Annotated in this window: 8 protein-coding genes; 2 read left to right on the top strand and 6 right to left on the bottom strand. The window is 65.0% G+C overall.

Annotation, left to right across the window (positions count from 1 at the left end):
* Positions 1-203 precede the first annotated feature (203 nt).
* A complete protein-coding gene (locus AC0L3X_RS34755) occupies positions 204-1,271 on the bottom strand; it encodes a CobW family GTP-binding protein (protein WP_063981029.1) in 1,068 nt (355 codons plus the stop codon).
* A gap of 120 nt (positions 1,272-1,391) precedes the next feature.
* Here AC0L3X_RS34755 and AC0L3X_RS34760 point away from each other — a divergent pair, with 120 nt between their 5' ends.
* A complete protein-coding gene (locus AC0L3X_RS34760) occupies positions 1,392-2,489 on the top strand; it encodes a cyclase family protein (RefSeq protein ID WP_063981030.1) in 1,098 nt (365 codons plus the stop codon).
* Positions 2,490-2,759: 270 nt separating this feature from the next.
* Here AC0L3X_RS34760 and AC0L3X_RS34765 read toward each other — a convergent pair whose 3' ends face one another.
* The 5 genes from AC0L3X_RS34765 to AC0L3X_RS34785 all read right to left on the bottom strand — a co-directional run bounded on the left by AC0L3X_RS34765 (position 2,760) and on the right by AC0L3X_RS34785 (position 10,756).
* On the bottom strand, positions 2,760-4,103 hold the full coding sequence (locus AC0L3X_RS34765; protein ID WP_063981031.1) for a c-type cytochrome: 1,344 nt from the start codon (positions 4,101-4,103) through the stop codon (positions 2,760-2,762).
* Entirely contained in the window at positions 4,100-6,268 is a 2,169-nt protein-coding gene (locus tag AC0L3X_RS34770) for a xanthine dehydrogenase family protein molybdopterin-binding subunit (RefSeq protein ID WP_063986084.1), read from the bottom strand. Before AC0L3X_RS34770 ends, AC0L3X_RS34765 begins: the two co-directional genes overlap by 4 nt.
* Positions 6,269-6,276: 8 nt before the next feature.
* Positions 6,277-6,741, bottom strand: coding sequence for a (2Fe-2S)-binding protein (locus AC0L3X_RS34775; RefSeq protein ID WP_187387920.1), 465 nt, complete (start codon positions 6,739-6,741; stop codon positions 6,277-6,279).
* A 733-nt stretch (positions 6,742-7,474) separates the two neighbouring features.
* Positions 7,475-8,899, bottom strand: coding sequence for a methyl-accepting chemotaxis protein (locus AC0L3X_RS34780; protein WP_063981033.1), 1,425 nt, complete (start codon positions 8,897-8,899; stop codon positions 7,475-7,477).
* Between the two features lie 108 nt (positions 8,900-9,007).
* Positions 9,008-10,756, bottom strand: coding sequence for a methyl-accepting chemotaxis protein (locus AC0L3X_RS34785; protein ID WP_283018003.1), 1,749 nt, complete (start codon positions 10,754-10,756; stop codon positions 9,008-9,010).
* A 203-nt stretch (positions 10,757-10,959) separates the two neighbouring features.
* On the opposite strand from AC0L3X_RS34785, the gene AC0L3X_RS34790 reads away from it, so the two are divergent.
* Positions 10,960-11,706 (top strand): YebC/PmpR family DNA-binding transcriptional regulator, encoded by a 747-nt coding sequence (locus tag AC0L3X_RS34790; protein ID WP_063981035.1) that lies wholly within the window; start codon positions 10,960-10,962, stop codon positions 11,704-11,706.
* Positions 11,707-11,814: the final 108 nt, after the last annotated feature.

Raw genomic sequence — 11,814 nt, forward strand, 5'->3', positions numbered from 1 at the left:
CCCCCGTTCGGCCCCCCCCCCGGGGGGGGGGGGCGGGGCTCCCCCGCCACGGGGGGGGGGGGGGGGGTGATCTCTCCACGCGGGCACTGTTCGTCGCGGAAGGACCGTCACCCCACCCCGCTACGCATTCCGCTTCGCTTCATGCGTAGCGACCCTCCCCCTCCAGGGGAGGGTAAGAGCAGCGTCGCTCATTTCGACGCGCCTCACGCTGCGGCGCGAACCGCCTGCCAGAGCTCAAGCACGTCCGCCCGCAAGATCCCGCGCGTGATGAAGACGATGCGCGAGCGGCGATCGCTGTCGGGCCAGCCGCTGAGCGCGACCGGCGGATGGAAGACGTGATGCACGCCATGGATCACGATCGGCGTCGGTTCGTCACGGAGATTGAGGATCCCCTTCACCCGCAGCAGATCCTGGCCGCGCGCGTTGCGTAAATGCGCAAGCCAGTGCGTCACGGCCATCCAGTCGAGCGGCTCGTCGAACGCCAGCATGAAGCTCGCGATCGACGCATCGTGATCATGATGGTCATGATCATGGTGCGCGTGATGATCGTGATGCGCATGGCCGGCGTGCGCATCTGGTTCCGCGAAGGCCCGCTCGTTGAGCCAGCGCTCAACGTCTATCCTTTTCAGCTCGGGATCGATCAGGCCGGCGCCGAATAGCTGCGCGGGATCGATCTCGCCGTGACTGACGTTTTCGATTCTGGCGCCGGGATTGAGCCGCCGCAGGCGCAGCTCAAGCGCGGCGATGTCCTCGACCAGGTCGCTCTTGGTGATCAACAGCCGGTCGGCCAACGCCACCTGTTTCACCGCCTCATACTGCCGGTCGAGCTGATGCGGCGCGTTGACCGCATCGACCGTGGTCACGACCGTGTCGAGCCGCAGGAAGTGCGAGACGAGCGGATTGTTGAGCAGAAGCTGCACGATCGGCGCGGGGTCGGCGAGCCCGGTGGTCTCGACCAGGATACGGCGGAACGGCGGAATCTCGCCGCGGTCCCGCTTCACCAGAAGGTCTCGCAGCGTCTGCTCCAGGTCGCTGCGGATGGTGCAGCAGATGCATCCGCTCGCAAGCACGGCGACTTCGCCGTCGACGCGTTCGACCAGGAGATGGTCGAGGCTGACTTCGCCGTACTCGTTGATGATGACGGCGCTGTCTTTCATGCCGTCGTGGCGCAGCAAGCGATTGAGCAGCGTGGTCTTGCCGCTGCCGAGAAAGCCGGTGATCAGCGAGACCGGAAGTCGCTGCGCGGATTTATCGCTTTCGAACAGGCCCATGGGAAGCTCTCGCGTCGGCCGTCTTATTTTTGTCGCTGGACAACAGCGTAGCGGAGGAGGAGGCTAGCGGAAACAATTTTAGAGTCAGACATTGTTCTGACCACAACCTGGGAGGGTGGAATGTCTAACGAGATCAATAACGTAGATCAAGACGGCGGCGGCTCCACGACGGATCGCCGGACCCTGCTCCGCACCGCGGGCATCGCCGGCGTTGCTGGAGCCGCGCTCGCCGGCTCGATGCACGGCAAGTTCGCGCTTGCACCGATCAGTGAGGCCCAGGCGCAGACTGCAACCTCCATGCCCAAGGGCACCGACAAGCCCTGGTGGCCATCGAAATGGGGTAAGGATGACGAGTCCGGCGCATCCAACCACATCACCCCGGCGAAGGTCCTCGACGCGGCGAAATGGATCAAGGACGGCAAGATCTACAAGATCGGCCGCGTCTACGAAGCCGCCATGCCGCTGTTTGGTGCGCGTATATTCGCACTGCGCATTCCCGGCAGCCCGACCGGCGGCCCGTTCGGTGACAATAAGATGGTCTATCACGACGAATTCCTGGCCACCGAGATCGGCCAGACCGGTACGCAGTTCGACGGCCTCGGCCATATTGGAGTCCAGCTCGGCAAGGACGGCGACAAGAGCGAGATGCGATTCTACAATGGCTTCACAGCTGCAGAAATTAGCGACGCATACGGGCTCAAGAAGCTTGGCATCGAGAAGCTTAAGCCGATCTTCACCCGCGCGCATCTGCTCGACATGGTCGCGCTCAAGGGCGGCATGATGGATGCGGGGCAGGAGATCACCTCGGCTGACATCAAGGCGGCGCTGGCGAAGCAGAACATCCCCGAGAGCGACATCAAGCCTGGCGACGCGATCATGTTCCACACCGGCTGGGGCTCGCTGTGGATGAAGAACAATGATCGCTTCAACAGTGGCGAGCCGGGCATCGGCCTCGATGCTGCGAAGTGGGTGGTCGAAAAGGATCTTGCGCTGACCGGCGCCGACACCTGGGCGGTCGAGGTGGTGCCCAATCCCGACAAGTCGCTCGCTTTCGTGGTCCACGCCGAGCTGCAGACCAAGCACGGCATCCACAACCACGAGAACCTGATCTTCGACGATCTGATCGCCGAGAAGAAGTATCAGTTCGTCTATTCGTTCACCCCGGCGCCCATCAAGGGCGCGACGGGAAGCAACGGATGTCCGATTGCGATTACGTGACGATACGCATCGGCGCGGGCGGGTGACGCGTCCGCGCCGATGTTATGGTTGAGCTGAAAGCGGCGCCACATCCTCGGTGTCGTCCCCGCCTAGTGCGCAATTGCGCACGGGGGCGGGGATCCATAACCCCAGGGAGTAGTGCGGGGCACAGCTCCCACACCGAATCTTCGCCAAACCCCGCCCTGTGGGTATGGGTCCCGGATCTGCGCTTCGCTTGTCCGGGACGACGGCGGAGATTGGCGCGCGATCACGCGTCAATCTCGTCGTACACTACTCCGCCGTCTGCTCCCGCAGCTCCGCGACATCCTTCGCCGTCAGCTTCGAGCCCTTGGTGCCGAACCGTGCCGTGACGTAGTTCGCCACCGCCGCGATCTCGTCGTCGCTATACGCATCGCCGAACGCCGGCATCGAGAGCGCGCCGTCGGGCGTATGCCGCTTGGTGCCCGACAGCACGATCTGCGCGACGTTGGTGGCGGCGGGGTCGTTGACGGCCCAGGTGCCGGTCAGCGTCGCCATCGGCGAGACCGGGCTCTCGCCGCTCCAGCCGTGGCAGCTGGCGCAGGCGCTGGCGAACACCATCTTGCCGCGTGCGTCGGCCGTGACGCCGTCCTTGTGCGAGGCGGGCGCGGCCGGTGCCGTGGTGGCAGGCAGGTCGGGCGAGGCCACCGGCGGCACGCTGCGCAGATAGGCGACGACCGCGCGGATGTCTTCGGGAGCGAACTGGCTGAAGCTGTGATCGACCGCTTCGCCCATCGGACCCGAGGCCGAGCCGTGGCCCGGCGCGTGGCCGAGCGAGAGATACGAGATCAGATCCTCGTCGCGCCAATTGCCGAGGCCGGTGGCCTTGTCGGAGGAGATGTTGAAAGCGCGCCAGCCGGCCGTGATCGCGCCGCCGAACTTCTTGCGGTTGTCGAGCGCAAAGCCGAGATTGCGCGGCGTGTGGCACTCGCCGCAATGCGCCAGCGCTTCGGCGAGATACGCACCTCTGTTCCACTCCGGGCTCTTCGAGGTATCCGGCGTAAAGCGCGTGTCCGGATTGAACACGGCCGACCAGAAGATCATCGCCCAGCGCTGGTTGAACGGGAACGACAGCGTGTTGTCGGGCGCTTTCGCGCGCACTGCCGGCAGGCTGAACAGATACGCCTTCACCGCCAGCACGTCCTCGTCCGTCATGTAGGTGTAGGACGTGTAGGGCATGGCCGGATAGAGCCGCGCGCCGTCATGACGCGTGCCGCGCTGGACCGCGTTGAGGAAATCCTGGTCGCTGTAATTGCCGATGCCGGTGTCCTTGTCCGGCGTGATGTTGGTCGAATAGAGCGTGCCGAACGGCAGCTTGAAGCCGAGCCCGCCGGAATATTCCTTCTCGCCGGGCTTGGTGTGGCAGACCATGCAGTCGGCCGCCTTCGCGAGATACTCGCCGCGCTCGACCACACTCGCTTTCTCCAGCTTGGCCGGCACGCCGGTCGGCTTGCCGGCGCGATAATCCGCCAGCGCCACTTTGGTGCCGCCGGCGAAGTCGAGCGGACCGGGCCCACGGATGATCCAGACGCCGAGCGCCGCCACGACGATGGCGATCACGACCAGGCTTGTGAGGATACGCATCTTGCCGCTCATGCCTTCTTCCCCGCAGCCAGAAGTTTCCGGTCGATCGGCAGGCGCCGCAGCGCCACGCCGGTTGCGGCGTAAATCGCGTTGCGCAGGGCCGGTGGTCCGGCATTGACGCCGGCTTCGCCGATGCCGCCGGGCGCTTCGCCGCTCTTGACGACGATGACCTCGATCTTCGGCGTCTCGTTGATGCGCATCATGCGGTAGTCGTGGAAGTTCGACTGCTGCACGCGGCCCTTGTCGATGGTGATCTCGCCATAGAGCGCGGCGGTGAGGCCGAAGATCAGCCCGCCCTCGATCTGCGCCTTGATCGTATCGGGGTTGACCGCAATGCCGGTGTCCACCACCGAGGTGATGCGGCGCAGGGTGATCTCGCCGATGTCGTCGATCTCGGCTTCCACCACAGTTGCGAGGAAGCTCGCAAACGATGGCTGCAGGCAGACGCCACGGCCAACGCGGGCCGGCAGCGGTTGGCCCCAGCCGGATTTCTCCGCGGCAAGGTTGAGCACCGCGAGCGCACGCGGAGTCTTGGTCAGCATCGACCTTCGGAATTCGACCGGATCCTTGCCGGCCTTGCGCGCAAGTTCGTCCAGCGCGCATTCGAACGCGAACACATTGTTGTTCGGGCCGACACCGCGCCAGAAGCCGGTCGGCACAGCCGGTGGCTCGGCACGGACATATTCGACGTGGAAGTTGGGAAAGTCGTAGGGCGTCTCCACGGCGGCGTCGACCGCGTCGATATCGACGCCCTTCTGGAACGCTGGCGGCAGCCAGCGGGCAATCACCGCAGAACCTGCGATCTTGTACTTCCAGGCCGCCACCTTGCCATCGACCAGGGTCGCATTGACCTGGTCGCGATAGACCGGGCGGTAGACGTCGTGCTGGATGTCCTCCTCGCGGGTCCATATCACCTTGACGGGATAGTCGACCTGCTTGGCGATCTTGACCGCCGCAACCACCATATCGGGTTCGAGCTTGCGGCCGAAACCGCCGCCGAGCAGGTGCTGGTTGACGATCACCTTCTCGACGGGAAGGCCGGCGGCCTTCGCCGCCTCCGACTGCACGCGCGTCATGATTTGTGTGCCGGTCCAGATCTCGCAGGCATCCGGCCTGACGTGAACGGTGGCGTTGATCGGCTCCATCGAGGCATGCGCGAGGAACGGCAGTTCGAAGCTCGCCTCGAACTTGTCTCCGCTGGCAAGCCCCTTGGCGATGTCGCCGACGGATTTCGCGATCGCGCCATCCTTCTCGCTGGCCTTGCGTAAATCGTCCCAGATGTCCTTGGTGGAGATCTTGGCGTTCGGTCCTTCGTTCCACTCGATCTTGAGCGCTTCGAGACCTTTCTTGGCCGCCCACATGTGATCGCCGATCACGGCGACGGCGTCGTCGAGCACGACGACCTTGCGCACGCCGGCGACTTTCATCGCTGCGCTGTCATCGACCTTGCCGACCTTGCCGCCGAACACCGGGCAATTGGCGATCGCGGCAATCTTCATGTTGGGCAGGATCGCGTCGATGCCGTAGACGACTTTGCCGTTGACCTTGTCCGGTGTATCCAGCCGCTTCAGCGGTTGGCCTATGAGGACGAAGTCCTTGGGGTCCTTGACCGGGACATCCTTCGGCGGTGTCTGGCTCTGTGCCGCCAGCGCGAGCTCACCATAGCCGAGCTTGCGGCCGCTTGCCGCATGGATGACTTCGCCCTTGGACGTCGTGCAACTCGCGGGCTCGACCTGCCATTGCGCGGCGGCGGCCTGCACCAGCATCGCGCGCGCGCTGGCACCCGCTTCGCGTAGCGGCTTCCACCAGGCGCGGATCGACGTCGAACCACCCGTCGCCTGCAGTCCGAAGGCGGGATTGGCGTAGAACTTGTCGTTTGGCGGCGCGTGCAACGCCCCGACCTTTGCCCAATCGGCGTCGAGCTCTTCGGCCAGAACCATCGAGATCGAGGTGTAGATGCCCTGACCCATCTCCACCTGCGGCATGATCAGCGTGGTCTGGCCGGTCTCGTCGATACGGATGAAGGCGTTGGGCGCGAACTTGCCGTCGGTCGTATCCTTCGGCTGCTCCGGCTCGTTGACGGCGGCCCGTAGGGGCAGGTGAAAGGCGAGCAGGAAACCGGTCGCAAGACCGCTGGTCAGAAGCGTGCGGCGGGAGAGGCTGTTGTGTGCATTCATGGCGGACCTCACGACTGACGGCCGTTGGCGGCCTGCTTGATGGCCTCGCGGATGCGGACATAGGTGCCGCAGCGGCAGATGTTGCCAGCCATCGCGGCGTCGATGTCGGAATCATCCGGATGAGAGGTGGTTGCCAGTAGAGCGGCGGCCGCCATGATCTGGCCGGATTGGCAATACCCGCACTGGACCACCTCGAGATCGAGCCAGGCTTTCTGCACCTTCGCGCCTGCGAGCGTATTGCCGACATGTTCGATGGTGGTGATGGCGCGGTTCGCAACCGCGCTGACCGGCAGGACACAGGAGCGCACGGCCTTGCCGTCGACATGCACCGTGCAGGCACCGCATTGCGCGATGCCGCAGCCGAATTTCGTGCCCGTCATTCCGAGGATGTCGCGCAGCACCCACAGCAGCGGCATTTCCGGCGGCGCGTCGAACGATTTCGTTTCGCCGTTGATGGTGAGAGTTGTTGCCATATGCATCCCCTTGCTCGCTTGATCGCTTGCGGCGATCTCGTCGGCGAATTCGTGCGCGACAATAATCATACTGATGCGAAACGATGAAGCGCCAGAATATCCGGCGATGCATATTTGCGTTGCCGACGCGTCAGGCCATGACGTTCACGAATTTGTGCGGCGATCGCTGCAGCGGAATTGGGCCAATTGATATGATAATCGTCATGTTGTGACGCATTTTCGTCGCATGCATCGTTGATCGCCGCAGATGATCGTGCGAATGCGGAAATTCATGCGATGACGAAATTCGTGCGATTGGGAAAGTCGGGCCGTGGCACGTCCTTGCTCGCGGCCATCCTTCGAGACGCCCGCCTGCGGCGGGCCCTCAGGATGAGGACTGAGTGTGCGGCCGTCGTTTTGACGAGCACCGATGCCGCTTAGCCTCATCCTGAGGAGACCGCGAAGCGGTCGTCTCGAAGGACGAGGCGCGCGCTCAGGTCGTGCAAAATGCCATACGCGATAGCTCCACTTTGCGGGAGTGGGCTGCTGCGCTGGCAGATGCAGACTGACCCGGGTGAGGGGTTTGTCTGCACGTATGGGTGATTTCGGAATAGTAGTATTATGCGCCTGTTTTGCCCGACGCGTCAAACTGCGTCCTGGCCTGCCGGCGTAAGTCCTTGATTCCCCTGGCCCCCGCTACTGTGCATGGGGTTGTTTTTCAGGTTTTTGATTCAGGGGGCCGCCGGAGCGACCCTCAGCTCTGCCGAAAACCCATCCGGAAGGCGCCCCAGTGCTTGCCGCGGATCACGATCGGCGAGGACAGGTCCTTCATCAGCACGAACTGTCCGCCGCCCATGTCGCGGCGATAGGTCTGGAGCAGGAACGGTTTTGTGTTGGCCGCGACCTTCTTCACCGCGCGATCGCTGAACAGGCGGCGGTTGCGGCAATTGGCGTTGTTCCAGACGGGGTCCTTGCCCTGCGGCAGGCGGTAGTTCGGGTTGTGGGTCGGCAGATAGCCGCCCTTGGCCCAGGCGACGCAGAACACGATGCGGGAATCGGACTTCTGGATTGGGTCCTGGATGGCGGGCAGCACGCGGTCGGTGAAGTCGACGTAGTTGGTCTTGTATTGCTTGGGATCGGTGCCGGGGGTTTCCCGGTAGTTCTCGTCCATGAGCTGGTCGAGCGTGATCTCGCCGCGGTCGATTGCGGCCTCGAACTCGTCCGAGATCCGCTTTGCGGTCTCGACGACGACGCGGATCAGCGGCGCATCCGATGTCTCCACGCCGCTGTCGGCGATCATTGCGATCAGCGCTTCGGAGGTGTCGAGCAGTTTTGTCACGCGCTGATCGGCGTTCTTGAGATCGCGCGAGGACAGGTCGACGCCCTTGGCGAGCTCGTTGAGCTCGCTGATGACCGTGTCGCAATGGCCGAGATTGGAGGTCGCGGCGCGCGTGACGCTGTCAATCTCCGCTTCCACCGAGGCAAAACCCTGCTGGACCCGCGAGATGATGCCGGAGATCTGCTGGGCGCCTTCGCCGGCAGTCTTAGCGCGTTGCGAAGCGTCGCTGCTCTCGCCGATCAGGCCTTCGATCTGGCCGTCGAGATCGCGCACGGTGTCGGAGATCTGATGCGTGGCCGCACGGGTAGCCTCCGCGAGATTCTTGACCTCGCTTGCGACCACCGCAAAACCACGGCCGGCATTGCCGGCGCGGGCCGCCTCGATGGTGGCGTTGAGCGCGAGCAAATTGGTCTGCTTCGCGATCGCCTCGATCGAGCCGGACACTTTTGCCACCTGCGCCAGCGCCGAGCCGACCGCGCTCAGGCGCGCCTCGATCCGCTCCACGGCTGCGACGAGCTCGGAGATGTGGCTGACCGCGGTGTCGACCGCGCCGCGCGACTGCGCGATCTCGCCGACCGCCGCCGATGCGGTCGATTGCACCGCCTGCGATGCGTTGGCGATATCGTGATTGGCCGAGACCATGGTCTCGGCCGTCTCCTGGAGGTGATGGAACCGTTCGGACTGGTTCGCGACGCGGTTTGCGACCTCCTGGACGTTGCCGGCGATGTCGGCGAGCTCGACGCCGAGGCCGCCGATGCGGTCGGCGAGCTGGTCGATCAGACGTTCGGCAAGTGTCCGGTTGGAGCCGGTGTCCAGGACTGCAAATTGTGCGACGGACATGTTTTGAGAGTCCTCCAGTCAGAGCCGTTCGCCGGCTCTCCGCGGCATTCCCATTCCAATTCCAGCCTTAAAGGATGATTCGCGGCCGGCGTCTTGCCTGAGCGTGCACTACAGCTTGTAAGCCGTGCGGAATCCGCCCCAGTGCCGGCCCTGGACGCGGATCGGGACGTCGATCTCGCGCATCATCACGGTGTTGCCGTTGCCCATGTCGCGGGCATAGCTCTGGACCAGGTACGAGCGCAGGTTGCGCGCGGCGGCGAGCCCTGCCGGATCGTTGAAGATCCGCCGGTTGCGGCTGTTGGCAGTGTTCCAGGCGGTGTCGCCCGGCCGCTGCGGATGCGAATAGATCTTGTTGTGCACCGGCAGGAAGCCGTTGCGGTCGACCATGGCGCAGAATGCCATGCGCGGTTCCTTGGCGAGAAAGGCTTCCTGGAACGGCGGCAGCGTGCGGTCGGCCCAGTCCAGATATTTCGTGCGGTATTGCTGCGGATTGGTGCCGGCGATTTCCGCATAATCGGTGTCGAAGAGGTCGTCGATCTTGACCTCGCCGCGTGCAACCGCCTGCTCGAAAATCCGGGTCACCGCCGTGCCGGCTTCCATGGCGCGGGTGACGAACTCGGTGTTCTCCTCGTGGATCGACCAGAGCCTGTCTTCGATCTTCTCGCTGAGATCGGCGTTGGGGCTGACGAACTGCGCGCGGGCGCCGGTCTTGGACTGCTCGATCACGCGCAGGCGGCAGGCGCCGACGCCTTCGAGGGTGCCGTCGACGACGGCCTGCGTGGCAAGCTTCGCCGCCTCCGCGCCGCCGATCAGCACGCCGTCCATCGCGATCTCGTAGACCTGCAACACGCCGCGCGCGGCTTCGAACTTGAGATGGCAGGGCAGCCGCTCGGTCTTGCGGCGGTCGTCGTGCTCGCTCTGGCGCAGCAGCACGGCACAGCGCGATTTCAGCTTGCGCGCGAAGGTGGTGACGGCCTTGCCGGCGCTGGCGACGTTCTCGCCGTGGGTCTCGGCCGCCTTGGTCGCGGCATCGATCTCGGCCGCGCTCTCGCCGACCGAGATGACGAACTGCGACGCGCTGGCCGCGTTGCCGGAGACCTCGCTGGTGGTGGCATTCTGCTCGGCCACCGCGCCGTTGACGGTATCGAACACCGGGCGGATCGCCTCGATCGCCTGCGCGATGCGATGCACGGCGTCGGCCGAGCCGGCGGCGTCGCGCTGAAGCGCGTCGATCTTCCTGGTGATCTCCTCCGTCGCGCCCTGGGTCTGCACCGCGAGCGCCTTCACTTCGGTGGCGACGACCGCAAAGCCCTTGCCGGCCGCACCCGCACGCGCGGCCTCGATGGTCGAGTTGAGCGCGAGCAGCGTCGTCTGCCGCGCGATCTGCGCGATCAGATTGACGACATTGCCGATGGCGGCGGAGGATTCGCGCAGGCGGTCGACATTGGCGCGGGCTTCCTGCGCCGCGGCGCTGGCTTCGTCGGCGAGCTTGCCGGCCTCGCGCACCTGCGCGCCGATGCCTTGCGCGGACTGGGTGAACTTGTCGGCGGCATGGGCGAAGGTCGAGGCGTTCGACTGCGCGGCATTGGTCCGACCGGTGAGGGCGTCGGTGCGCTCGCGAATGTCCGCGAGCGTTGCCGCGGTCGCCTCCGCGCCGCCGGCCACCGAATTGGCGGCGCGCTCGAGCTGGCGGATCATGGCGCCGAGCTCGAGTTCCAGCAGTTCCAGGATTTCCCTGGCGGAATCGCCCTCGGCCGACAGGGCGGGCGCGGGATCGGCCGGCGACGGCGCGGCCTGTGGGGGTGCCACGGGCGTGGACAAGTCGGGCAGACGCTTCCGAAACAATGCGAACGCCATCAGGTCACTCTTGTCGGGGAACGGGCGGTTGCTATTTTCGCAAGCCGGAATGAAATCAGGGTTAACGGTGCCTGACTCCTAGGCACGGGACACTACGGTATTACCTTAAAGTCGTAGAGCCTCTTTCATTCCGGTGGGTTGGCGGCCTATAAGGCCGCGCTTCCCACGCTCACCTTTGGCGCACGATTCCTTACGAGACACGCATGGCCGGACATTCCCAATTCAAGAACATCATGCACCGCAAGGGGCGGCAGGATGCCCAGAAGTCGAAGCTGTTCGGCAAGCTGGCGCGGGAAATCACCGTCGCGGCCAAGCTGGGCACCCCCGACCCCAACATGAACCCGCGCCTGCGTGCCGCCATCATCGCGGCGCGCCAGGAGAACATGCCGAAGGACAATATCGAGCGCGCCGTCAAGAAGGCGCTCGGCAATGAGGGCGAGAACTATGACGAGATCCGCTACGAGGGTTACGGCCCCGGCGGCGTCGCCGTCATCGTCGAGGCGCTGACCGACAACCGCAACCGCGCCGCCTCCGACATCCGCTCCTTCTTCACCAAGTCGGGCGGCAATCTCGGCGAAACCGGCTCGGTCTCCTTCATGTTCGACCGCACCGGCATCATCGAATACGACCGCAGCGTCGCCTCCGACGACGCGGTGCTGGATGCCGCGATCGAGGCCGGCGCCGACGACGTGGTATCGGGCGAAGGTGGACACGAGATCTACGCCTCGACCGAAGGCTATCGCGACGTCGCCAAGGCGCTGGAAGCCAAGTTCGGCGAGCCGCGCAAGGCCGCTCTGATCTGGAAGCCGCAGAATACGGTCGCGGTCGACGACGAGACCGGCGAGAAGCTTTTGAAGCTGATGGACCTGCTCAACGAGCACGACGACGTCCAGCACGTCTACGCCAATTTCGAGGTGTCGGACGCGCTGATGGCGAAGATTGGCGGCTGAGGTCGCCACCAGCCCCGGATTCCGCTGTCGTGGGGGGGGGGGGGGGGGGGGGGGGGGGGGGGGGGGGGGGGGGGGGGGGGGGGGGGGGGGGGGGGGGGCGGGGGGGGG

This window comes from Bradyrhizobium sp. MI1.7 (assembly GCF_055811795.1).

Coding starts and splice junctions, on each gene's coding strand:
- AC0L3X_RS34755 (WP_063981029.1), bottom strand. CDS start 1,271: ATGGGCCTGTTCGAAAGCGATAAATCCGCGCAGCGACTTCCGGTCTCG.
- AC0L3X_RS34760 (WP_063981030.1), top strand. CDS start 1,392: ATGTCTAACGAGATCAATAACGTAGATCAAGACGGCGGCGGCTCCACG.
- AC0L3X_RS34765 (WP_063981031.1), bottom strand. CDS start 4,103: ATGAGCGGCAAGATGCGTATCCTCACAAGCCTGGTCGTGATCGCCATC.
- AC0L3X_RS34770 (WP_063986084.1), bottom strand. CDS start 6,268: ATGAATGCACACAACAGCCTCTCCCGCCGCACGCTTCTGACCAGCGGT.
- AC0L3X_RS34775 (WP_187387920.1), bottom strand. CDS start 6,741: ATGGCAACAACTCTCACCATCAACGGCGAAACGAAATCGTTCGACGCG.
- AC0L3X_RS34780 (WP_063981033.1), bottom strand. CDS start 8,899: ATGTCCGTCGCACAATTTGCAGTCCTGGACACCGGCTCCAACCGGACA.
- AC0L3X_RS34785 (WP_283018003.1), bottom strand. CDS start 10,756: ATGGCGTTCGCATTGTTTCGGAAGCGTCTGCCCGACTTGTCCACGCCC.
- AC0L3X_RS34790 (WP_063981035.1), top strand. CDS start 10,960: ATGGCCGGACATTCCCAATTCAAGAACATCATGCACCGCAAGGGGCGG.